This window comes from Streptomyces sp. NPDC090083, assembly GCF_044747445.1.
Taxonomy (GTDB): domain Bacteria; phylum Actinomycetota; class Actinomycetes; order Streptomycetales; family Streptomycetaceae; genus Streptomyces.
Genome location: NZ_JBIVED010000015.1, coordinates 114447 through 135913, shown reverse-complemented (window position 1 = coordinate 135913; position 21467 = coordinate 114447). Strand labels below are relative to the sequence as shown.

Annotated in this window: 20 protein-coding genes; 12 read left to right on the top strand and 8 right to left on the bottom strand. The window is 74.2% G+C overall.

Features of this window, described 5'->3' with window-relative positions:
- Positions 1 to 23 precede the first annotated feature (23 nt).
- On the top strand, positions 24 to 581 hold the full coding sequence (locus tag ACIPTO_RS37920) for a YbaK/EbsC family protein (RefSeq protein ID WP_328832827.1): 558 nt from the start codon (positions 24 to 26) through the stop codon (positions 579 to 581).
- Positions 582 to 593: 12 nt separating this feature from the next.
- On the opposite strand, the gene ACIPTO_RS37915 is transcribed toward ACIPTO_RS37920, so the two are convergent.
- A complete protein-coding gene (locus ACIPTO_RS37915) occupies positions 594 to 1676 on the bottom strand; it encodes a cation diffusion facilitator family transporter (RefSeq protein ID WP_366321970.1) in 1083 nt (360 codons plus the stop codon).
- A gap of 59 nt (positions 1677 to 1735) precedes the next feature.
- On the opposite strand from ACIPTO_RS37915, the gene ACIPTO_RS37910 reads away from it, so the two are divergent.
- On the top strand, positions 1736 to 2095 hold the full coding sequence (locus ACIPTO_RS37910) for an ArsR/SmtB family transcription factor (protein WP_401199657.1): 360 nt from the start codon (positions 1736 to 1738) through the stop codon (positions 2093 to 2095).
- A gap of 28 nt (positions 2096 to 2123) precedes the next feature.
- Here ACIPTO_RS37910 and ACIPTO_RS37905 read toward each other — a convergent pair whose 3' ends face one another.
- The 3 genes from ACIPTO_RS37905 to ACIPTO_RS37895 form a co-directional block, all read right to left on the bottom strand.
- Positions 2124 to 3347 carry a 4-hydroxybenzoate 3-monooxygenase gene (locus ACIPTO_RS37905; RefSeq protein ID WP_401199655.1) on the bottom strand — a complete coding sequence of 408 codons (1224 nt, stop codon included), beginning with the start codon at positions 3345 to 3347 and terminating at the stop codon, positions 2124 to 2126.
- Positions 3348 to 3462: 115 nt separating this feature from the next.
- Positions 3463 to 3870 carry a CoA-binding protein gene (locus tag ACIPTO_RS37900; protein ID WP_401199653.1) on the bottom strand — a complete coding sequence of 136 codons (408 nt, stop codon included), beginning with the start codon at positions 3868 to 3870 and terminating at the stop codon, positions 3463 to 3465.
- A 135-nt stretch (positions 3871 to 4005) separates the two neighbouring features.
- Complete coding sequence (locus ACIPTO_RS37895; protein WP_401199651.1) at positions 4006 to 6018, bottom strand: BTAD domain-containing putative transcriptional regulator; 2013 nt, start codon at positions 6016 to 6018, stop codon at positions 4006 to 4008.
- Positions 6019 to 6163: 145 nt separating this feature from the next.
- Between ACIPTO_RS37895 and ACIPTO_RS37890 the strand changes: the two genes are divergently transcribed.
- A complete protein-coding gene (locus ACIPTO_RS37890) occupies positions 6164 to 7045 on the top strand; it encodes an alpha/beta fold hydrolase (protein WP_401199649.1) in 882 nt (293 codons plus the stop codon).
- 11 nt (positions 7046 to 7056) lie between these two features.
- Here ACIPTO_RS37890 and ACIPTO_RS37885 read toward each other — a convergent pair whose 3' ends face one another.
- Complete coding sequence (locus ACIPTO_RS37885) at positions 7057 to 7938, bottom strand: carboxypeptidase regulatory-like domain-containing protein (RefSeq protein ID WP_401199647.1); 882 nt, start codon at positions 7936 to 7938, stop codon at positions 7057 to 7059.
- Positions 7939 to 8153: 215 nt separating this feature from the next.
- Between ACIPTO_RS37885 and ACIPTO_RS37880 the strand changes: the two genes are divergently transcribed.
- Genes ACIPTO_RS37880 through ACIPTO_RS37870 form a run of 3 tightly spaced genes read left to right on the top strand, consistent with a single transcriptional unit; the run spans position 8154 to position 10386 of the window.
- Positions 8154 to 9155: a hypothetical protein gene (locus ACIPTO_RS37880; protein WP_401199645.1), complete on the top strand. Its 1002-nt coding sequence runs from the start codon at positions 8154 to 8156 to the stop codon at positions 9153 to 9155.
- A complete protein-coding gene (locus tag ACIPTO_RS37875) occupies positions 9050 to 9847 on the top strand; it encodes a hypothetical protein (RefSeq protein ID WP_401199643.1) in 798 nt (265 codons plus the stop codon). Before ACIPTO_RS37880 ends, ACIPTO_RS37875 begins: the two co-directional genes overlap by 106 nt.
- Entirely contained in the window at positions 9844 to 10386 is a 543-nt protein-coding gene (locus ACIPTO_RS37870) for a SixA phosphatase family protein (protein ID WP_401199641.1), read from the top strand. Before ACIPTO_RS37875 ends, ACIPTO_RS37870 begins: the two co-directional genes overlap by 4 nt.
- Before the next feature lie 27 nt (positions 10387 to 10413).
- On the opposite strand, the gene ACIPTO_RS37865 is transcribed toward ACIPTO_RS37870, so the two are convergent.
- Complete coding sequence (locus ACIPTO_RS37865; protein ID WP_401199639.1) at positions 10414 to 11262, bottom strand: helix-turn-helix domain-containing protein; 849 nt, start codon at positions 11260 to 11262, stop codon at positions 10414 to 10416.
- Positions 11263 to 11410: 148 nt separating this feature from the next.
- Between ACIPTO_RS37865 and ACIPTO_RS37860 the strand changes: the two genes are divergently transcribed.
- Positions 11411 to 12457, top strand: coding sequence for an aldo/keto reductase (locus ACIPTO_RS37860; protein ID WP_401199637.1), 1047 nt, complete (start codon positions 11411 to 11413; stop codon positions 12455 to 12457).
- A 7-nt stretch (positions 12458 to 12464) separates the two neighbouring features.
- On the opposite strand, the gene ACIPTO_RS37855 is transcribed toward ACIPTO_RS37860, so the two are convergent.
- Positions 12465 to 14450 carry an amino acid transporter gene (locus ACIPTO_RS37855; RefSeq protein ID WP_366321947.1) on the bottom strand — a complete coding sequence of 662 codons (1986 nt, stop codon included), beginning with the start codon at positions 14448 to 14450 and terminating at the stop codon, positions 12465 to 12467.
- Positions 14451 to 14575: 125 nt separating this feature from the next.
- Between ACIPTO_RS37855 and ACIPTO_RS37850 the strand changes: the two genes are divergently transcribed.
- From ACIPTO_RS37850 to ACIPTO_RS37840, 3 genes are all read left to right on the top strand, one after another.
- Positions 14576 to 15202, top strand: coding sequence for a YigZ family protein (locus ACIPTO_RS37850; RefSeq protein ID WP_401199635.1), 627 nt, complete (start codon positions 14576 to 14578; stop codon positions 15200 to 15202).
- 250 nt (positions 15203 to 15452) lie between these two features.
- Complete coding sequence (locus ACIPTO_RS37845) at positions 15453 to 16616, top strand: exonuclease SbcCD subunit D (protein WP_401199633.1); 1164 nt, start codon at positions 15453 to 15455, stop codon at positions 16614 to 16616.
- Positions 16617 to 16692: 76 nt separating this feature from the next.
- A complete protein-coding gene (locus tag ACIPTO_RS37840; RefSeq protein ID WP_401199631.1) occupies positions 16693 to 19686 on the top strand; it encodes an AAA family ATPase in 2994 nt (997 codons plus the stop codon).
- Here ACIPTO_RS37840 and ACIPTO_RS37835 read toward each other — a convergent pair.
- The gene (locus tag ACIPTO_RS37835; protein ID WP_366321939.1) at positions 19680 to 20135 is read right to left on the bottom strand and encodes an Lrp/AsnC family transcriptional regulator; all 456 of its coding nucleotides are present in this window, start codon (positions 20133 to 20135) and stop codon (positions 19680 to 19682) included. The genes ACIPTO_RS37840 and ACIPTO_RS37835 overlap by 7 nt on opposite strands.
- A 143-nt stretch (positions 20136 to 20278) precedes the next feature.
- Here ACIPTO_RS37835 and ACIPTO_RS37830 point away from each other — a divergent pair, with 143 nt between their 5' ends.
- Entirely contained in the window at positions 20279 to 20758 is a 480-nt protein-coding gene (locus ACIPTO_RS37830) for a rhodanese-like domain-containing protein (RefSeq protein WP_366321937.1), read from the top strand.
- A gap of 116 nt (positions 20759 to 20874) precedes the next feature.
- Entirely contained in the window at positions 20875 to 21393 is a 519-nt protein-coding gene (locus ACIPTO_RS37825; RefSeq protein ID WP_401199628.1) for an immunity 21 family protein, read from the top strand.
- The last annotated feature ends 74 nt before the right edge of the window (positions 21394 to 21467 follow it).

Genomic DNA, 21467 nt, shown 5'->3' with positions numbered 1-21467 from the left:
CGCACGCCTGTTAGCGTGCCGTCATGCACGCACCCATCGGACACTTCGACCACGCCGTCCCGGCCCCCGACTGCCTCGACGAGCTGACCCGCCCGGTCGCCGACGCCGTGCGCGCCTGGCGCGGCAGCGTCCCCGCCGAGCAGTTCGTCTACGTCGACACCGACCCCGAGTGGGCCGACACCGCGACCTTCGTCGAGCACTACGGCCAGGACCTGCTGGAGCGGTCCGCCAACTGCGTGGTCGTCGCCGGGAAGCGCGGCGGCGAGACCATGCTCGCCGCCTGCGTGGTCCTGTCCACCACCCGCGTCGACGTGAACGGCGTCGTCCGCCGCCAACTCGGCGCCCGCAAGGCCTCGTTCGCGTCGATGGACACCGCGACGGGCGAGAGCGGCATGGAGTACGGCGGCATCACCCCCGTCGGACTCCCCGCCGACTGGCCCGTGCTGGTGGACTCGGCCGTCGTCGACCTGCCCTACGTCCTGGTCGGCAGCGGACGCCGCCGCGGCAAACTCCTCGTCCCCGGCAAGGCGTTCGCCGAACTTCCGGGCGCGGTGGTCCTGGAGGGCCTGGGCGTCGCCTGACCGCCCTCGGCCTCAGACCATGCTGTGGTGGGCCAACTCCCCGTGCGGGTCGGCCTCCCCGGGCACCGGCGCCGGATCGGCGTGCACGAGAGCGGCCGTGAGCCGGGGCACCGCGTGCAGCAGCGCATGCTCCGCCGCCACGGCCACGGCGTGGGCCTGCCGTACCGTCGCCTCCCCGTCCACGACCACCGCCACCTCCGCGCGCAGCCGGTGCCCGATCCACCGCAGCCTCAACTCGCCCACTCCGCGCACCCCTTCGACCTCCCGCAGGGCGTGCTCGGCCCGGTCCACCAGCTCGGGGTCGACGGCGTCCAGCACACGCCGGAACACCTCGCGGGCCGCGTCCCGCAGGACCAGCGCGATGGCGGCCGTGATCACCAACCCCACGATCGGGTCGGCGAGTTGCCACCCCAGCGCCGAACCGCCCGCGCCGATCAGCACGGCCAGCGAGGTGAACCCGTCGGTGCGCGCGTGGAGTCCGTCGGCGACGAGCGCGGCCGACCCGATCTCCCGGCCCACCCGCATCCGGTACCGGGCCACCCACTCGTTGCCCACGAACCCGACCAGCGCCGCGACGGCGACCACCGGGACGTGTGTCATGGGCCGCGGGTCGAGCAGCCGGTCCACGGCTGCCCAGGCCGCGAAGGCGGCGGACCCGGCGATCGTCAGCACGATCGCGATCCCGGCCAGGTCCTCGGCGCGCCCGTAGCCGTACGTGAAGCGGCGCGTGGCGGCCCGGCGGCCGAGGACGAACGCGATGCCCAGCGGTACGGCGGTCAGCGCGTCCGCCGCGTTGTGCACCGTGTCGCCGAGCAGCGCGACCGACCCGGACACGACCACCACGACCGCCTGCGCCAGCGCCGTCACCCCGAGCACCGCGAGCGACACCCACAGGGCGCGCATCCCGCGGGCCGAGGACTCCAGCGCGGAGTCGAGCTTGTCGGCGGTCTCGTGGGAGTGCGGGGCGAGGAGGTGGCCGAGGCGGTGACGGAGGCCCGTGGGGGAGTGGTCGTGGGGATGCGGGTGGTCATGGCCGTGGCCGTGGTGGTGCTCGTCGTGCGGGTGGCCGTGTTCGTGGTGGTGCTGGTCGCTCACGTGGATCCCCTTCCGGCGCGCGGCTGGACGCGTCGCGCCCAGGGAACCATTATGTGCGTATGAGCGCACGCATGCACCTGTCACCTGCGGACGATGCGCATCCGCGCACTCCCGGCGAGGAACAGTTCGCCCTGGCCGCCGAACTCCTCGCCCTGCTCGGCGACCGCACCCGGCTGACCCTGCTGCACGCCCTCACGGCGGGCGAGGCCGACGTCACCACCCTCACGGAGGCCTGTGACGCGGCCCGCCCGGCCGTCAGCCAGCACCTGGCGCGGCTGCGCCTCGCCGGCCTGGTGACCACGCGCAAGGAGGGCCGCCGGGTGATCTACGCCTTGAGCGACGGTCACCTGCGACGGCTCGTGGACGAGGCGTTGAACGTCGCCGACCACCGGCTCACCGACCGCCCGCCGCACGACTGACCGCCGGACCCCGGGTGCCGCGCACGCCTCAGGAGGCGGGGTCCTTTCCGAGGTAGCTCTCCGCGAACGCGAGGCCCGCGGCCGGGGACGCGAAGACGCGGCGGAGCCGGGCGAGGGTGGTGCCCGCGCGGTACGGGTCGCCGGACGAGGCCCCGTGGTACACGTCGGAGAGCCACTGGGAGAACTCCTGGTAGTCCCAGACGCGGCCCAGGCAGGCCTCCGAGTAGCCGCCCAGGCCCGCGGAGTCGCCCCTCGTGAGCCGGGCGACGAGGGCGTCGCCGAGCAGGAACGCGTCGTGCAGGGCGAGGTTCATGCCCTTCGCCGCGATGGGGGCGGTGAGGTGGGCCGCGTCGCCCGCGAGGAAGAGGCGGCCGAACACCATCGGTTCGACCACGTAGTCGTGCATGTCGAGCACGCGCTTCTCGATCAGCCGGCCCTCGGTCAGCGGCGGGGCGCCGGTCGCGGCGAGCCGGTGCCGCAGCTCGGACCAGACGCGCTCGTGCGGCCAGGCGTCGGGGTCGTCGCCCGGCGGGCACTCCAGGTAGTAGCGGGTGACCTCCGGACTGCGCGCCATGTGCCCGGCGAACCCGCGCGGATGGACGCCGAACACCACGCAGTCCGAGGACGGCGGCGCCTCCGCGAGCAGCGCGAGCCAGCCGATGCCGTAGTCGTGCCGCGCGATCCTTACCCGCTCCGGCGGCAGCGCGGCCCGGCTCACCCCGCGCGCACCGTCGCAGCCCGCCACGAAGTCACCGCGCACGAACCGCCGCCGACCGGTCTCCGGGTCCGTGTACGACACCGTCGGGCGGTCGGTGTCCAGGTCGTGCAGCTGGACGTCCCGGACGCCGAAGCGGATCGCGCCGCCCCGGACGTCCGCGTACTCGCGCACGAGGTCCGTCACGAGCAACGGCTGCGGATAGACGTAGTGGTGATGACCCGTCAGTTCGGTGTACCCGAACCGGTGCCGCCGCCCCGCGAACCGGAACTCGCACTCGGTGTGGGGCAGCGCCCGCTCCAACAGCCGCTCGGCGAGCCCCCGTTGCCGAAGTCCGCGGACGACGCCCTCCTCGATCACACCGGCGCGCGGTCGACGTTCGATGGACTCCCGGGTCCCGGTCTCCAGCACGAGGCAGTCGATCCCGGCGGCGCGGAGGATGTTGCCGACGGTGAGTCCGGCGGGTCCGGCGCCCACGACGACGACCGGAAAGTGGTCCGCGGACGGGGAGTCGGGGTGGGGGGAAGCCAAGGTCACCCGCCCAGTATGACGGTGTGCAGACAGCCGAGACCGGCCCCCTGGACGGCGGCCGGTTCGGGCATCGGTGGAGCGGGACCGGCGGCGCGGGCCCAGCGGTGGAGATCCGCCCGGGTCAGCCGAGGCGCGGGATCTCGATCGCCGGGCAGTGGTCCATGACCATGTCGAGACCGGCCGCGCGGGTCCGGTCGTACGCGGACGCGTCGATGACCCCGAGCTGGAACCAGACGGCCTTCGCGCCGATGGCGACCGCCTCGTCGGCGACCGGGCCCGCGAGGTCGCTGTTGACGAAGACGTCCACGACGTCCACCGGGAAGGGGATGTCCGCGAGGGAGGCGTACCCCTGCTCGCCGTGCACCGTCTCCGCCTTGGGATGGACGGGCACGATGCGCTTGCCGAAGCGCTGCAGCACCTCCGCGACGCCGTAGGCCGCCCGCGACCGGTTCGAGGACAGGCCCACGACGGCCCAGGTGTCGCCGGACTCGGTGAGGATCTTGCGGATCGTTGCTGAGTCGCCGTACATGCTCGGTCTCCTTGGAATCGTGCGCGCCCGCTGCTGCCCGCGACAACAACGGACGCAGGAGCCTGATTCCGCGGCGGACGAAGATCGGTGAGGGGTACGGCGGTGGCGCGGGCGACCGGATGGGGCGCCGTCGGCCTATCGGGGGTGCCGTAGCGCTGCGGCGAGATCGTCCAGGTGACGCGCCACCGGGCCCAGGGTGAGCAGGCCGCTGCCCGCCCCGGCCGCCTCGGCCGCGGCCGGCGTCAGTTCGGCGTGGGCGCGCTCCATCGTCGCCCGGTCGTCCACGGCGAGCGCGGCGCGGGCGGTCAGACACCACAGCGCCTCGAAGAGGAGATCGCGGGGCGGGTCCGGGAGCGCGTCGAGTGCGGTCCTCGCGTCGGCGGGGCGGTCCTGGGCGAGCAGCACATGCGGGCGGGCCCACGGTGCGTACGGTCCCCAGTCGAGGTGCTCGTCGGCCTGGGCGGGCCGGCCGTGCCGTAGTCGCAGGCACAGCAGGGCCAGCGGCAGCAGCCCGTGTTCCAGGCCCGGCATGCCGGCTCCGTCCAGGCGGCGTGCCGCCTGCCGGTAGGCGGTCGCCACCTCGGCCGGGTCCGTGCCGCCGGTCGCGGAGAGCCGCAGGACCCGGTACCAGTCGGTGAACACGCCCACCAGAGGCAGTTCGTGACGCTCCGAGAGCTGATCCGCTGCCGCCGCGTGTTGGTCGGCCCCGGTGAAGTCCGCGAGGGCGCTGCGGGACTGGAGCCGGACGAGATGGCCGAGGACCTGGTAGGTGACCATGCCGTGCCGGGCGGACAGGGCGATCAACTCGGCGCCGATCCGGTCGCGTTGAGGGGCGAGACCGGCACGGTGGAACGTCTGCATGAAGGTGCCGTTGAGGGCGAAGGCGAGCAGCGCGGGGTCGTTCAAGCGGCGGGCGATGTCCTCCGCCCGGCGGGCGGCCTGGGGTCCGCGGGCGGAACGGGTGCCGCGTGACTCCAGCGCGACGGTGGCCAACAGGCGGGCCCGCGCGGCGGGATGGGCGTCCTCGGGGAGTGCGGCCAGGGTGAGTTCGGCCGCCCTCACGGTGTCCGCCGCCTGGTGCGGGTCGTCGACGCGGGTCCAGATCGCGGGGACGTCGTAGGCGCCGATGACGCGGGCCGTGAGCTCCGGGTCGCCCAGTTCCTGCGCCGCCGCGATGGCGGCCAGGCGGTGTCCGCGGGCCGCCTCCAGTCCGCCGCCTCCGGTGACGGCGAGATCGCGGAGCAGGCCGACCGTCGACTCCAGACGAGCGCGCGCACCGGACGCCACGGTCCGGTCGTAGGCGGCGGTCGCCTGGGTCCACACGCGGTCGGCGGGGTCCGCCGACCGGGCCCGTTCCTGGTTCCCGGGGCCACCGGGGCCCGGGTCCAGATGCGCCGCCTGGTCGAGGATGTCCGCCTCCAGGCGGCGCAGCGCCGGGCCGGGGTCCGCGCCGAGCTGTTCCACGAGGAGGGTGCGTGCCCGGCGCAGCACCGCGAGCGCGTCACCCTGGCGGCCGGTGCGGTAGAGGGCCAGGGCCAGGAGCCGCCAGGCGTCCTCCCGCCAGGGGTGTTCCGCCACCTGCGCGTCGAGGTCGGGTACCGCCATCGCGGCCCGCCCCAGGGCGAGTTGGGCCTCGGCCCGGCGTTCGACGGCGTGCAGCCGGAGTTCGGCGAGGCGGGAGCGTTCCGCGCGGGCCCAGGGCGCCGCGTCGAAGTCGGCGTAGGCCGGGCCGCGCCACCAACTCAGCGCCTCCTCAAGGTGGTTGACCGCGTCCAGGTCCGGCAGGGTGGCGGCCGTGGTCACCGCCCGCTCGAAGCGCCAGGCGTCCACGGCGGCCGGCTCGGCGCGCAGCGCGTACCCCGGGCCCTCGGTGACCAGCAACCGGGCCCGCGTGCGCGGTGGACGCTCCGGTTCCAGGGCCCGGCGCAGCGCGGCCACGAAGGTGCGCACCGCGCCCACCGCGTCGGCGGGCGGTTCGCCCTGGTCCGCCCACAGATCCGCGACCAGCCGCCCGACCGGAACGACCCGGCGCCGGGCGACCAGCAGCCGGGCCAGCACCGCACGGTGCCGGGGGCCCTTCAGCGCGATGGCGTCCCCGGCACCGTCCCAGGCCGCCACCGGCCCCAGCACCCCGAACCCGACGTCCATCGCCGACCACCCTTCCCGGGGCATCGCCCCAGGTCACGGTAGCGCGCTCACCCACTGCTCATTCGCGCCCGGCAGGCTCTACGGCATCGGCACCGGCGTCCCTCCCGACGCCCGTACCGACCTCGCCATCAAGGAAGGGCGCCCCATGTCACCCGTCATCCCCGGCTTCACCTACCACCGCGTCCCCGTCGCGGACGGCGTGTCCCTGAACGCCGCCGTGTCCGGTACCGGCAGCCCGATCGTGCTGCTGCACGGCTTCCCGCAGACCCACCTCATGTGGCGCCATGTCGCCACCGACCTCGCGGCCGACCACACCGTGATCTGCCCCGACCTGCGCGGCTACGGCGCGAGCGACAAGCCCGCCGAGACCGACGGCTCCGGTTACGCCAAGCGCACCATGGCCGCCGACATCGTCGCCCTGGCCCGTGCCCTGGGCCACGACCGGTTCGCGCTCGCCGGGCACGACCGCGGCGCCCTGGTCGCCTTCCGCGCCGGACTCGACCACCCCGACACGATCACGCACCTTGCCTGCCTCGACGTCCTGCCCACCCTGGACATGTGGGACGCGCTCCACGGTGTCACCGCCGCCGTCGGCTTCCACCTCTACCTGATGGCCCAACCCCCGGGCCTGCCCGAGGAGTTGATCGCCGCCGCGCCCGACGCGTTCTTCGGCCACTTCCTCGACCTGTGGACCGGCGACCCGCAGGCGATCCCCGCCGGGATCCGCACCGCCTACCTCGACGCCTGCCGCGCCGCCGTCCCCTCGATCGTGGCCGACTACCGCGCCTCCGCCGGCATCGACGTCACCCACGACCTCGCCTCCCGCGACAGCGGCGACCGGCTGCGGATGCCGGTCGCCGTCCTCCAGCAGGACTGGGGTGCCGCCCTCGGCTTCGACGCGGCCGCCCTGTGGAGCGCCTGGGCACCCGACCTGCGGCACGAGACCGTCACCTGCGGCCACTTCATGGCGGAGGAGGCCCCCGTCGTCGTGGCGAAGTCACTGCGGGACCTCGTCGCCGGCCGCTGAGCGCCCAGTCCTCAGGCGTTCGCGGTCACGGTGAAGTCGACGTCCTCGCCGACCGCCGACACCCCGTTGAAGGCGGCGCTCGCGTGCAGTCGGTTCGCGCCCCTCGGCAGAGGGGTGTCCGGCGTGCAGGACCAGGTGCCGTCGGCGTGCGCGACACCCGCGCACACCTGGTGCTCGGTGGCGTCCAGGACCGTCACCCGGGCCCCGGGATACGACGTCCCGGCGAGCCGCGCCGCGCCGGACACGAAGGTGCCGCCCGCCGGTTCGGTCAGCGTCGGGCCGGGCATGCCGACGGTCACGGAGCAGCCGCCGGAGGCGCGACGCCTGCCCCCGGCGTCGGTCAGCAGGACGGTGCACCCGGGCAGCCGCGTCCCCGGCACCGCCCGCGCGTCCACGGCGAGCGCGAACGGATAGCCGCTGTCCCGCCATGAGCCGGACCCCGAGTCACGGACGTAGGTGTACGTGCCGCTCGCCCCGTCGGTGGCGACCGAGCCCTGGAACCCGGCGGCGTCGGCGAGCGGCGTCCCGGTGACCCGGGCACCGTCGGGCGCCGTCAGCCGCAGCGAGGACCCGGCCGGCAGGGCGGCACCCTTGTACCCGCTGATCTCCACCAGCCCGGACCGCCCCGGCACGATGGTCGCCGCGCCGCCCAGCACCCGCGCGGAGACGTCCCCGGAACCGGAACCGGAACCCGAACCGGAGCCGAAGCCGGAGGGGAGCGGTGCGGCGGAGGCGACGGTGGGTGCGAGCAGCGCGGTACCCGCGAGGAGCGCGGCGGTCAGGAGTCCCAGCCGCCGCCGGAAGGGTCTCGGCGACGGGGGTCCCGGGCGGAGCGAGGACGTGTCGCCGGTCATGGGCGACGAGGGCTCGTGGGGGAAGGCGCGGTCGGTCATGGGGAGTCTCCGGGATCGTCTCGTCATGGGGCGGGCCGGCTGCTCCCACCCCACACGCCCGACCGCCCCCGGCGAAAGGCGAGCTGGGCGAACGGGTGAACGGGGGAACGCCGGTCGGGCGACAGGGACGGCCGGAAGAGTGCAATCGGCGCGGAAACCCCGCTCCCGGCTGCGGGACGCGCGCACACCCGGACCCGTTCGGGAAGCGTGACCCCGTGAACCCGAGCCGCCGTACCACCGACCGCCTCCCTGCCCCTCTCGTCGCCTCCCTTCTCGTCCCCCTTCTCGCCCTGTGCCTCGGCGCGGGCACTCCGCCGACCGCCCCGCGCACCGCGCTCACCGTCACGGAGACCGCGTCGCAGCCCACCTACCAGCCCGGTGGCCGGCTGCGGTTCACCGTGGTCGTGGCCAACACCGGACCCGCCCGCGCCACCGGACTGCGCATCACGGCCGCTCCGCCACCCGAACTGCACACGCCCGCAACGGAGTTCACCCGCACCTGCACACCGGCCGGCCGGGGCACGAACTGCGGCGGCGCACCCGCAACCGCCGCCATCGGCCCGCGCGGCACCCTGACCTACACGCTCACCGGCACGGTGCCCCCGTCCGTCAGCGGCGAACTCACCGCCTCCGCCGCCGTACGCGTCCCCGCGACCGCCATCGATGCCCACTGCCGGCCGGTCTGCCGCGCGAGCGTCACCGTCGGCGGCCCGCGCGTCCACATCCGGACGACCGCCGCCACCGAGCCGGACGGGACCCTCGCCCTCACCGCGACCCTGGACAACACGGGCTCGGGCGACGCCCGCCGCTTCCGGTTCACGGACGACCTGAGGGACGTGGCGGACGACGCGGCCTTCGTCCCCGGTTCGCTCGACTCCGGTCCGCCCGAAGCCGGTTCGGGCGGGTACGACGCCCACGCGAGAACGGTGACCTGGACGGGCGCGGTCCCGGTCGGCCAGGCCGTCACCGTCACCTACCGCGTCCGCCCGCCGGACCGGCCGCACGGCGACGGCGTCCTGACGCACCGCGTCACCGCCCCCGGCACCAACTGCGCCCCGGACTCCTCGGACCAGGCCTGCACGACGACGACCTTCTGGAAAACCGGACGAACATGCGTGCGCACCGCCCTCTGCCCGCCTACGCTCAGGCCGTGCTGCGCATCACCGACGCCCGAACCGGCGAGCCCGTCGAAGCCGCCCCCGCCCGCCGTGGCCTGACCAGGGTCCAGGCGCACGCGCCGGGCCTCGACGCCACCGCACTCCGCGTCCTCCTCGTCTCCGACCTCCTCGTCCGCGCCCTCGAACTCGGTGGCACCCCCGTCTGGTCCCTGCTCACCGGCGACCACCAGCAGGCCGAACTGCGCGCCGCCGCCGGTGCGTTGGGCGTCCGCCCCTTCGAGGACGGCAGCGACCTCGGCTCCGGCCTCGGCGAGGCCCAGGTCCTCCACGTCACGGCCCAGGGAGGCCCGGCCCCCGAGGAGGCGGGGGGAACCCTCGCCGGGACGATCGGGAGAGCCGTGGTCGCCGTAGCCCCCGTCGACGCGCCCACGGCCGCAGCCCCCGACCTCTCCGACCCGGGCGCGCTCCGGCTCGTCCTGCTCTCGCACCCCCGGGACCTGCCGGTACGGCTCGACGGGGAGGCGCTGGAGGAGGCGCGGCGGACGCTCGCGCACTGGCGCGGTGCGGTCGCCGACTGGGCGCGGCGGCCCTCGCGGCCGGTGCCCGACGAGGTGCGGGTGGAACTGCGGACCGCATGGGAGGACGACCTGGACGTGCCCGCGGTGCTGCGGGTGCTGCGCCGGGTGGAGACCTGGCCGGACCTGCCGGACGGCGCCCGCTTCGAGACGTACGCCTACGCCGACCGGCTGCTCGGGCTCGAACTCACCCGTGACATCGGGTCGCTCGCGTGAACGCCCGTGCCGGGGCCCGTCCGCCGCGCCGGCTGGTCGTGCTGCGGCACGCCAAGTCGGCCTGGCCGACGGGCGTTCCGGACCACCAGCGGCCCCTCGCCCCGCGCGGGCGCCGGGACGCCCCGGCCGCCGGTGCCGCCCTCGCCGGGACCGACGCGCTGCCCGACCTCGCGCTGTGCTCCACGGCCGTACGGGCGCGCCAGACCTGGGAGTTGGCGTCCGCCGAGTGGGAGACACCGCCGCCGGTGCGGTTCGATCCGGGGCTGTACGCGGCCGACGTGACGGAGTTGCTCGACGCCGTGCGCCAAGTGCCGCCCGAGGTCGCGACGTTGCTCCTGATCGGGCACAACCCCGGGCTTGAGGAACTGGTCCTCGAACTCGCCGGTGACGGACTCGGCGACGCGCTCGACGAGGTCCGGGTGAAGTTCCCGACCTCGGCCATCGCGGTCCTGGCCTGGCACGGTGACACCTGGCGGGAACTCGCCCCGGGCACGGCCCTGTTGACCGGGCTGACCGTGCCGAGGGGCAGGAAGGAGTAGGCCGCGACCGGTACGCGGTGAGCGGATTCAGGTGCGCGGGGTCCGGGACCAACTGGCCAGCAGCTGAAGGCGTTCCGCGGACGGGGAACCCGGTTCGGCGGTGGAGACGCCGAGGATCTGCTCGGGGTCGTCGGTGGGGGCGAACGCCTCGTAGGCCAGGACGAGGTCGCCGACGACGGGGTGGCGGAAGTGCTTCGTGCCGTGGGTGCGCCGGAACACGTCGTGGTCGGCCCACCAGCGCCGGAAGTCCGCGTCCTGGACGGAGAGTTCACCGACCAGCTGGGCCAGCGCGGGGTCGTGCGGATGACGTCCCGCGTACAGCCGGAGTGAGGCGACGAGGCCGCGTGCGGCGCCCTCCCAGTCGGCGTACAGGGAGCGGAAGGCGTCGTCGAGGAAGACCAGTCGCGCCAGGTTGCGGTCGCGGGCGGGCAGCGCCTCGAAGTCCGTGTACAGGGCGCGGGCGAGGTCGTTGGCGGCCAGGACGTCCATACGGCGGCCGTAGACGAGGGCGGGGACCTCGGTGAGGCTGTCGAGCAGCAGGCGCAGACCGGGGCGGACGCGCTGCGGGGGCAGCGGGCGGGCGCGGGTGCGGGAGGGCCTGGCGATCCGGGACAGGTGGGCGCGCTCCAGGTCGGTCAGGCGCAGGGCGCGGGCCAGCGCGTCCAGGACGGACGCCGAGACGTTCAGATGGCGTCCGCGCTCCAGGCGGACGTAGTAGTCGACGCTGACGCCGGCCAGCTGGGCGACCTCCTCGCGCCGCAGGCCCGGAACGCGGCGGGTGCCGGGCTGAGGGGCCAGGCCCGCCTCCTCGGGGGTGAGCCTGGCGCGGCGCGAGCGGAGGAAGTCCCGCAGCTCGCCGTTGGGTTCCTGGGCCATGCCTCCACCGTAGACCGGGTGACCCGGTGAGCGGCCGAGCGAGAGGGGGTCTGTCGGACCCCCGGTCGGAGCGGGACTCCCACCCCGGCCGGGAGCGGTGGTCGGCTGGTGGGGGAGACACGGCGAAGCACGCACCTGGAGGCCCCTGATGAAGCGCAGGATTCTCGGCGGCACCGGCATGTCGGTGAGCGAGTACGCGCTCGGCACGATGATGTTCGGCGCGATGGGCAACACCGACCACGACGAGTCGGTCCGCATGATCCGCACGGCGCTGGACGCCGGGATCAACCTCGTCGACACCGCCGACGTGTACTCAGGCGGCGAGTCCGAGGTGATCGTGGGCAAGGCGCTGAAGGGCCGCCGCGACGACGTCGTCCTGGCCACCAAGTTCGGGCTGGCGATGGGCGAGGACCCCAACCGCCGCGGAGGGTCGGCGCGTTGGATCCGCCGCGCGCTGGAGGACAGCCTGCGCCGCCTGGACACCGACCACGTCGACCTCTACCAGATGCACCGCCCGGACCCGTACACCGACGTCGACGAGACCCTCGCCGTCCTGTCGGACCTGGTGCGGGACGGCAAGGTGCGGGCGATCGGCGGTTCGTTCTTCTCGCCCGAGGAGATCGTGGAGGCCCAGTGGACGGCCGAGCGCCGGGGGCATCACCGGTTCCGCACCGAGCAGCCGCCGTACTCGATCCTCACCCGGGGCGTGGAGAGCCGGGTGCTGCCCACCGCTCAGCGGTACGGCATGGGTGTGCTGACCTTCGGGCCGCTCAACTCCGGCTGGCTGTCCGGCCGTTCGGATCCGACCGGCGGGCATCGCAGCGCCGGCGCGGGGGCGCGGATGTTCGATCTCCGGCTGCCCGGTGTGCGGGCCAAGGCCGACGCCGTGCGCGCGCTGGCCGAGGTGGCCGCCGAGGCCGGTCTGCCGCTGCCGCAGCTGGCCACCGCGTTCGTCCGGGCCCATCCGGCGGTCACCGCGGTGCTCATCGGCCCGCGCCGCCCCGAGCAGCTGACCGATCTGCTCGCCGCGGCCGACCTGGAACTCGGCGACGACGTCCTCGACCGCGTCGACGAGATCGTCCCGCCCGGCGTCGACGTGAACCCCGGCGACTTCTACGTCGACCCCACCCCGCCGCTCACCGACACACGCCTGCGCCGCCGCCGGCCCGCCGCCGGTCAACACCCCTGCTCCTAGCGGTCGTTCAACCGACGTGGACGCGCGGTCGCCGGTCCGGGTCCGGTTCCGCGCGGCGCAGGACCTCGCGGGTGACCGGGGCGACCTCGCCGTCGCCGAAGATCAGGAAGCGGATCAGATGGCTGACCGGGTTGCCCTCGGTCCAGGTGAAGTAGGCGTGCGGGACCTCGCCGGTGCGGTCGCGGAGGGAGAGCAGGACGGCGGCGATGGCGTTCGGGACCGTGGGGCCGGCCACCCGCAGCCGTCGTACCCCGTGCTTCTTCTCGCCGTGCACGGTGATGTCCGCCGAGAAGTCCGAGGAGTCGCGCAGCAGGACCTCCAGGAAGAGCACCGGGCCGCCGTCCGGGATGTGGGTCTCCTCGCGCTGGCTGTACTCCTTGGCGCGGTACTCCCGGCTGCTGTGCTCCTGCGGCTCGTTCGCGATCAGCCGGAGCGGCCCGTGCTCGGCCGCCTCGTCGATGAAGCGGGCCGCGGTGTCGTCGAACGTGACCTCGGCGGCGCGGAGTTCGAAGGCGCGGTGCACCCGCGAACCGAACGACGTCACCAGGATCAGCACGATGAAGATGCCCGCGATCTTGATGCCGTCGGGCCGTTCGATGACGTTCGTGACCAGGGTGTACGCGAACACGGCGGTGATCAGGCCGAACCCGAGCGTGGCCCGGCGGTGGCCCCGCTTGTGCACGGTCACCGTGGACGCGAAGGCCGCCGACAGCATCAGCACCAGCACTCCGGTCGCGTACGCGCCGCTCTGCGCGTCGACGCTCGCGTGGAACCACAGGGTGATGAGGACGGCCGTCACCATGAAGACCAGCACCAGCGGACGCACCGCGCGGGTCCACTCCGGCGCCATGCCGTAGCGCGGCAGATAGCGCGGTACGAGGTTCAGCAGTCCGGCGAGCGCGGAGGCGCCGGCGAACCACAGGATCGCGATCGTCGAGACGTCGTAGAACGTGCCGAAGACCTGGCCCAGATGCTCGTGCGCGAGATAGGCGAGGGCGCGGCCGTTCGCCGGGCCGCCCGTCTTGAACGCGCTCTGCGGGATGAGGATCGTCGTCGCCAGGCTGGACAGCAGCAGGAAGCCGGACATGATCACGGCGGCCGTGGTGAGCAGCTTGCGGGTCTCGCGGATCCGGCCGGTGGGCTTCGCCCAGGTGTCCGTGTCGTCGCCTTTGACCTGCGGCATCACCGCCACCCCGGTCTCGAAGCCGGACATGCCGAGGGCGAGTTTCGGGAACACCAGCAGGGCGACCCCGACCATCGCGAGCGGCGAGGAGTGCGCGGCCGTCATCGCGTCCGTCCAGTCGCCGATCCTCACCGGATGGCTCAGCACCTCCCACGCGGACACCGCGAGCACGACCAGGTTGAGGGTGAGATAGACGCCCACCAGGACCACGGCGATCCCGATGGCCTCCCGGAACCCCTTGAGGAAGACCGCGCCCAGCGCCCCGACGAGCACCAGCGTGATCCAGGTGTTCTCGCCGTGCATCCAGCCCGGCGCGAACGGGTTCTCCACGACGTGCGCCGCCGCGTCCGCCGCCGACAGAGTGACCGTGATCATGAAGTCCGTCGCCGCGAAGCCCAGCAGCACCAGGACGAAGATCTTCCCCGACCACCACGGCAGCAGCCGCTCCAGCATGGCGATCGACCCCTCGCCGTGCGGGGACTCGTGCGCCACCCGCCGGTACACAGGCAGCGCCCCGAGCAGCGTCAGCCCGATCAGCACGACGGTCGCCAGCGGGGACAGCAGTCCGGCCGCGAGGGCGGCGATGCCCGGCTGGTAGCCGAGCGTGGAGAAGTAGTCGACGCCGGTCAGGCACATGACGCGCCACCAGCGGTGCCCCTCGTGCTCCGGGTTCGGCGTGGCGTGCGGGCCGGGGTGCCGGGCGCTCTGCTCGCTCAGCCCGTCCAGGAGCCAGGCCCGGCAACGCTCCGCGGCGGACTCCGGCTCCCCGGACCCCGTGCGATCCGTGGGGTCCACCTGCGCGCCCGTCATGCCGAGTACTCCCTGTGATCGAACGACCGTGCCCGGTGCCCGGGCGACGCGGAGCGAGTATCCACCACATCGTCACCCGCACCGGGACCCGGGGCGACCTCTGGCCTTGCGCTTAGGCTGGGCGGATGCAGGACGAGTACCGCACAGTGGCCCGACCGGGCGTGCACGAGACCGAGGTCAACCGCTCCCGCTTCCTGTGCGCTCTCGCCCCGGCGGCCACCGAGCAGGAGGCCCAGGACTTCATCGCCGGTGTGCGCAGGGAACACGCCGACGCCAGCCACAACTGCTTCGCCTACGTCATCGGCGCCGACGCCGCGATCCAGAAGGCGAGCGACGACGGCGAACCCGGCGGCACCGCGGGCGTCCCGATGCTCCAGATGCTGCTGCGCCGCGACATGCGGTACGTCGTCGCCGTCGTCACCCGCTACTACGGCGGCGTCAAGCTCGGCGCGGGCGGCCTCATCCGGGCCTACGGCGGCTCGGTCGGCGAGGCCCTCGACACCCTCGGCACGCTCACCCGCCGCCGCTTCCGCCTCGCCACGCTGACCGTCGACCACCAGCGCGCCGGCAAGATCCAGAACGACCTGCACGCCACCGGCCGCGCGGTACGCGACGTCCGCTACGGCGAGGCCGTCACCATCGAGATCGGCCTGCCGGACGCCGAGGTGGACGCGTTCCGGGGCTGGCTGGCCGACGCCACGGCGGGGACGGCGGAACTGGAACTGGGCGGGGAGGCGTACGGGGACGCGTGAGCGGCTCCCGCAGGAGTGCCGTCGGTCCGCCCGGGTGCCCAGGTGGTCGGTTCGGTAGGTGGCGGTGCGTCAGGGAATCCGGGCCGCGGGGCGAGGTGGAGGCGGCCCGCGGTGCCGTGCCCGACCCCGGCGGGCCGCCCCGCGACACCACCCGCCGATCCGCCTATTTCCGCCCATAAGGGCTTAGATGAGTGGGAACTCCGAGGTCAATGGTGGGCCAGGGGCCGACAGGCGCTAGCGTGGTGGCCCGATGAGACTGCTGCACACCTCCGACTGGCACCTGGGCCGGGCCTTCCACCGCGTGAACATGCTGGGGGCCCAGGCCGACTTCGTGAGCCACCTGGTCACCACCGTGCGCGAGCGTGACGTGGACGCGGTGGTCGTGTCGGGGGACGTGTACGACCGGGCGGTGCCACCGCTGGCCGCGGTCGAGTTGTTCGACGACACCCTGCACCGCCTCGCCGACCTCGGCGTGCCCACGGTGATGATCTCCGGGAACCACGACTCCGCCCGCCGCCTCGGCGTCGGCGCCGGTCTCATCGACCGCGCGGGGATCCACCTGCGCACCGAGCCGTCCGCCTGCGGGACACCCGTGATCATTCCGGACGCGCACGGCGACGTGGCCTTCTACGGTCTGCCCTATCTCGAACCCGCCCTGGTCAAGGCCGAGTTCGGAGTGGAGAAGGCCGGGCACGAGGCCGTGCTCGCCGCCGCCATGGACCGGGTCCGCGCCGACCTCGCCACCCGCGCCGCCGGCACCCGCTCCGTGATCCTCGCGCACGCCTTCGTCACCGGCGGCGAGGCCAGCGACAGCGAGCGGGACATCACCGTCGGCGGGGTCGCCGCCGTACCGGCCGGGGTCTTCGACGGCGTCGACTACGCGGCGCTCGGCCATCTCCACGGCTCCCAGACCATCACCGGCCGCGTCCGCTACTCTGGCTCGCCCCTCCCGTACTCCTTCTCCGAGGCCGACCACCGCAAGACCATGTGGCTGATCGACCTGGACGCCGAAGGCACCGTCGCCGCCGAACGCCTCGACTGCCCGGTACCGCGTCAACTGGCCCGTATCCGGGGCACGTTGGAGGACCTTCTCGGCGATCCGGAGCTGGCCCGGCACGAGGAGGCGTGGGTCGAGGCGACGCTCACCGACGCGGTGCGCCCGGCCGACCCCATGGCCCGCCTCGCCGAGCGCTTCCCGTACACGCTCAGCCTCGTCTTCGCCCCCGAGCGCTCCCCGGACGACCCCGACGTGTCGTACGCCCGCCGTCTCGCGGGCCGCGACGACCGGGAGATCGCCGACGACTTCGTGGCCCATGTGCGCGGCGCCGGACCCGACGAGGACGAACAGGCCGTGCTCCAGGAGGCGTTCGACGCGGTCCGCGCGGACTCGGCCGTACGGGAGGTGACGCCGTGAGCGTGCGGCGAGGCATGGCGGACCGGCGGTGCGCCGCCGGGTTCGCGCGGCGGGCGGGCGAAGGGGGCGGGCGCCGATGAGGCTGCACCGGCTCGACATCACCGCCTTCGGTCCCTTCGGCGGCTCCCAGACCGTCGACTTCGACGAACTGTCCGCCGCCGGGCTGTTCCTGCTCCACGGTCCGACCGGCGCCGGAAAGACCTCCGTCCTCGACGCCGTCTGCTACGCGCTCTACGGCTCCGTGCCCGGCGTCCGCCAGTCCGGGCAGGGGATCGGGCTGCGCAGCGACCACGCGGAGGCCGGCACCCGCACCGAGGTGCGGCTCGAACTCACCGTCGCCGGAAGGCGGTTGGAACTCACCCGGCAGCCACCCTGGGAACGCCCCAAGAAGAAGGGCCGCCCAGGGACCACGGTCGACAAGGCGCAGAGCTGGCTGCGCGAGTACGACGCGGGCGGCGGCGCCTGGAAGGACCTCAGCCGCTCCCACCAGGAGATCGGCGAGGAGATCACCCAGCTGCTCGGCATGAGCAGGGAACAGTTCTGCCAGGTCGTGCTGCTGCCCCAGGGCGAGTTCGCGCGCTTCCTGCGCTCCGACGCCGAGGCGCGCGGCAAGCTGCTCGGCCGGCTCTTCGACACCCATCGCTTCGCCGAGGTCGAGAAGCGGCTCGCCGAGCGGCGCCGGGCCACCGAGGCCCAGGTCCGCGAGGGCGACGCCGAGTTGCTCGCCGACGCGCACCGCATGCAGCAGGCCGCCGGTGACGCCATGGAGCTGCCGGACCTCGCCCCGGGCGAACCCGGCCTCGCCGCCGCCGTGTTGGGTGCCGCGGCCATCGCCCGCAGCACCGCACGCGAGCAACTGGAGGTCGCGCAGGGCGGGTTGACCGCCGCAGAGTCCGCCCAGGCCGCCGCCGACCGGACCCTGGCCGACGTACGCGAACTGGCGCGTCTGCAACAGCGGTTCACCCAGGCGCGGGAGCGGGCCACGCTCATGGAGGAGCGGGCCGACGGCTATCGGCAGGCCCAGGCGCGGATGGAGCGGGCCCGGAAGGCCGAGGCGGTGGCACCCTCGCTGGAACTGCGGGAGTCCGCCGACGCCGAGCACCAGCGGGCCGCCCGCGCCGAGGCGCGCGCGCTCGACCTGCTGCCGGACACCCTCGCGGGCGCCGGAGCCGCCGGGCTCGCCGCCGCCGCACGCCGGGCCGCCGAGGAACTGGGCGGACTGGAATCGGCCCGCCGCGCCGAACAGCGCCTCACCGAACTCGGCGCGGAGCGTGCCGAGTTGGAGCGCCAGGAACGCGCCGACGAGGACGTGCGGCAGGAGGCCGAGGCCTGGCTCGACGGGTGGGACACCACCCGTGCGGAACTCCAGACCCGGATCGAGTCGGCCCAGGAGGCCACCACCCGGGCCGAACAGCTCGCCGTACGGCGGGAACCCGCCGAGCGGCGGCTCGGGGCGGCCCGGCAGCGGGACCAGTTCGCCGGAGACACCGAGGACGCGCACCGCCAGGTGCTCACCTCGACCGAGCAGGCCCTGAAGGCCCGCACCCACTGGCTCGACCTCAAGGAGCAGCGGCTCAACGGCATCGCCGCCGAACTGGCCGCCCACCTCACCGACGGCGCCCCCTGCGCCGTCTGCGGAGCCACCGAACACCCCGCCCCTGCCCGCAAGTCCGACGGACACGTCGACCGCGCGGCCGAGGAACAGGCCCTCACCGCCCTCCAGCGCGCCGAGGAACAGCGCACCGAGGCCGAGCGCCGCCTCGGCGTCGTACGCGAAGCCCTCGCCGCCGCCACCGCCGAGGCCGGTGACGCGCCGACCGGCCAACTCGCCGACGAGGTCGCGGAGTTGGAGCAGCTCTACGAGCAGGCCCGGCGGGACGCCTCCTGGCTGCACCCCGCGGCCGAGGAGCTGCGCCGGGCCGAGCAGGAGCACGAGCGGCGGACCCGGGTCCAGCAGCAGGCCGCCCTCCGGGCCGCTTCCCGGACCACCCTGCGCGACCTCCTGGACCGCGAACAGGCCTCCCTGGAAGGGGAGTTGACGCAGTCCCGGGGTGCCGCCGACAGTGTGGCCGCGCGCGCCGCCCAGCTGGAGCGGCAGGCCGCGCTGCTCACCGACGCGGCCGACGCCGTCCGGGCGGCCGAGGACACCGCGCAGCGCCTCAAGGACGCCGACGCCCGGCTGGCCGACGCCGCCTTCCGCGCCGGGTTCGACACCCCGCAGGCGGCGGGGGACGCGCTCCTCGACGACACCGCGCACCGCGAACTCCAACGGCGCCTGGACGCCTGGCAGTCGGAGGAGGCCGCCGTACGGGCCGTGCTCGCCGAGGCCGACACGGCGGCGGCAGCGCAACTGCTCCCCGCCGAGCTGGACCTGGCCGAGCGTGCCGCGACGGCCGCCGTGCAGCGGACCCGGGCCGCGGCCTCCGCGTGCGACGCGGCGCACCGGCGCTGCGCCGAACTCGACCGGCTCTCCGCCCGATCCGCCGCCGGAGCCCGCCAACTCGCCCCGCTGCGCGAGGAGTACGACCGGGTGGCCCGCCTCGCCGCCCTCACCGCGGGCACCTCGGCCGACAACGAACGCCGGATGCGCCTGGAGTCGTACGTCCTCGCCGCCCGCCTGGAACAGGTGGCCGCCGCCGCGACCGTACGGCTGCAGCGCATGTCGTCCGGCCGCTACACCCTCGTGCACTCGGACGACCGGGCCGGGCGCGGCCGTAGCGGACTCGGGCTGCATGTCGTCGACGCGTGGACCGGGCGGGAGCGGGACACGGCGACGCTGTCCGGCGGCGAGACGTTCTTCGCGTCCCTCGCTCTCGCGCTCGGGCTCGCGGACGTCGTCACCGACGAGGCGGGCGGGGTCCGGCTCGACACCCTCTTCATCGACGAGGGTTTCGGCAGCCTCGACGAGCAGACCCTGGACGAGGTCCTGGACGTGCTCGACTCCCTGCGCGAGCGGGACCGCAGCGTCGGCATCGTCAGCCATGTCGCCGATCTGCGGCGCCGTGTCCACGCGCAGCTGGAGGTCGTGAAGGGGCGGGACGGGTCGGCCGTACGGCAGCGGGGTCAGTGACCCAGGGGGCGGCGGGGGAGCGGTGACGAGTAGACGACGCTGGTCGTGACCGATCCGAGGGCGCCGATCTTCCCGGAGACCTCCTCCAGGTGGCGCATCGAACGGGCCGCGACCTTGATCATGAAGCAGTCGTCGCCCGTGATGTGATGCGCCTCCAGGATCTCCGGGGTCACCGCGACCAGGTCGTGGAAGGGCTTGTAGTTGCCGTTCGGGTAGCGCAGCCGCACGAACGCCAGGATCGGCAGGCCGAGGCGCTCCGGGTCCACGACCGCCGCGTACCCCTCGATCACCCCGGCCTCCTCCAGTCGCCGCACCCGCTCGGTCACCGCGCTCGCGGACATGGAGACGGCCCGGGCCAGCTCGGCGAAACTCGCCCGGCCGTCCCGCTGGAGCACGTCGAGGATGCGCCAGTCGGTGGCGTCCGGAGTGTAAGGGGAATCCACGGTCATCCCTGATGAATAGCAGGGGAAACCCCGGCCGATCAAGGGGGACGGCGGGGATCGTCCCTTCAGAGACGTGGTCGACGACCGTAGATTTTCGGTCGTAGGACACGTCGGTGGAGACACCCTTCCGCTTTTCGAGAGGCCGGACCATGAGCAGTGCCACGACCGTCAACCCCGTTCTGCGAGTCGCTCCCGCCGCGCCCGCGGAAGCGGCCGCCCACTTCCGCGCGAGCCTCGCCTTCCACGCCGACGTCTCCGACGTGGCCGCCGCGCTCGCCGTCGGCGGTGACCCCGGTTTCGTCGTCCTCGACTCGCGGTCCACCGCGTCCTGGGAGCAGGGGCACGTCCCCGGAGCGGTCCACCTGCCCACCGCGCTCATCGCCGAACAGGCCGAGGGCCTCCTCGACAAGTCGGTGCCGGTGGTGACGTACTGCTGGGGTCCGGGCTGCAACGGCGCCGCCCGGGCCGCCCTCGCGCTCGCCCAACTCGGTTACCAGGTGAAGGAGATGCTCGGCGGGTTCGAGTACTGGGTGCGTGAGGGCTTCGAGTTCGAGACGTGGGAAGGCCGTGAGAAGGGTGCGGTCGATGCGTTGACGGCGCCGGTGGGCGCGGGCGACTGCGGCTGCTGAATCCTGTAGGTGGCCGTCAACTCGGCCTGCCGGAAGGTGAGTTCGTCGGTCTGTCGGCTGTGTGGGAGTTCGCGGGCTCCGAACATGTGGGATCGCTGTGCGTGTAGGTTCTGCGCATGGGGCGATACGCGGAGCCGGGTACGGCGGTGCAGTGGGTGGAGTCGGGCGGCGGGCCGCTCATAGCGGTGCCGGAGACGGTGCTGCCGTTCTGGACGGGAGCCGACGGCGACGAACTCGCCTCGGACTACGACCGGGCGTGCGAGGTCGGCGGGTACGCCGGGCTGCTGCCCGTGGGGGACAGCGCGGCGCTGGTCCTGGGCGACGATCCCGCGTCGACCGCCTTCCTGCCGGAGCACGGCGCGTTCGTCCGGTGGTGTGCGGCGAACTCCGAGGACGAGGTGCTGGCCGGCGTGCCCGCCGCGCTCGCCGGGGCGATGTGGGAGGCCGAGGTGCAGTGGGACGTACCCGGGCCGGTCGTCCTCTTCGACTCCGCGTGGCCGGGCCGGGAGTCGGAGGGCACGGAGCACCTGAAGGTCGATCTGGAACCGGGGCGGTACGCGGTGCGGGCGGGGCGGGCGCAGCCCGGGCCGGAGACCTGGCTCGGGCTTGTCCAGCTGCGGCGGCTCGCCAACTGAACCGGCCGTAACGCGCGCGGAGTTGCCGACGGCCGGGTCCTCGGTTCAGGACCCGGCCGCCGTGGTGTCCCGCC

Bases quoted from the DNA above. Each gene is read 5' to 3' on its own strand.
- ACIPTO_RS37835 (WP_366321939.1), bottom strand. From the start codon at position 20,135: ATGACCGTGGATTCCCCTTACACTCCGGACGCCACCGACTGGCGCATC.
- ACIPTO_RS37865 (WP_401199639.1), bottom strand. From the start codon at position 11,262: ATGGCCCAGGAACCCAACGGCGAGCTGCGGGACTTCCTCCGCTCGCGC.
- ACIPTO_RS37895 (WP_401199651.1), bottom strand. From the start codon at position 6,018: ATGGACGTCGGGTTCGGGGTGCTGGGGCCGGTGGCGGCCTGGGACGGT.
- ACIPTO_RS37845 (WP_401199633.1), top strand. From the start codon at position 15,453: ATGAGACTGCTGCACACCTCCGACTGGCACCTGGGCCGGGCCTTCCAC.
- ACIPTO_RS37850 (WP_401199635.1), top strand. From the start codon at position 14,576: ATGCAGGACGAGTACCGCACAGTGGCCCGACCGGGCGTGCACGAGACC.
- ACIPTO_RS37860 (WP_401199637.1), top strand. From the start codon at position 11,411: ATGAAGCGCAGGATTCTCGGCGGCACCGGCATGTCGGTGAGCGAGTAC.
- ACIPTO_RS37910 (WP_401199657.1), top strand. From the start codon at position 1,736: ATGAGCGCACGCATGCACCTGTCACCTGCGGACGATGCGCATCCGCGC.
- ACIPTO_RS37840 (WP_401199631.1), top strand. From the start codon at position 16,693: ATGAGGCTGCACCGGCTCGACATCACCGCCTTCGGTCCCTTCGGCGGC.
- ACIPTO_RS37830 (WP_366321937.1), top strand. From the start codon at position 20,279: ATGAGCAGTGCCACGACCGTCAACCCCGTTCTGCGAGTCGCTCCCGCC.
- ACIPTO_RS37900 (WP_401199653.1), bottom strand. From the start codon at position 3,870: ATGTACGGCGACTCAGCAACGATCCGCAAGATCCTCACCGAGTCCGGC.
- ACIPTO_RS37885 (WP_401199647.1), bottom strand. From the start codon at position 7,938: ATGACCGACCGCGCCTTCCCCCACGAGCCCTCGTCGCCCATGACCGGC.
- ACIPTO_RS37855 (WP_366321947.1), bottom strand. From the start codon at position 14,450: ATGACGGGCGCGCAGGTGGACCCCACGGATCGCACGGGGTCCGGGGAG.
- ACIPTO_RS37920 (WP_328832827.1), top strand. From the start codon at position 24: ATGCACGCACCCATCGGACACTTCGACCACGCCGTCCCGGCCCCCGAC.
- ACIPTO_RS37875 (WP_401199643.1), top strand. From the start codon at position 9,050: ATGCGTGCGCACCGCCCTCTGCCCGCCTACGCTCAGGCCGTGCTGCGC.
- ACIPTO_RS37825 (WP_401199628.1), top strand. From the start codon at position 20,875: ATGGGGCGATACGCGGAGCCGGGTACGGCGGTGCAGTGGGTGGAGTCG.
- ACIPTO_RS37890 (WP_401199649.1), top strand. From the start codon at position 6,164: ATGTCACCCGTCATCCCCGGCTTCACCTACCACCGCGTCCCCGTCGCG.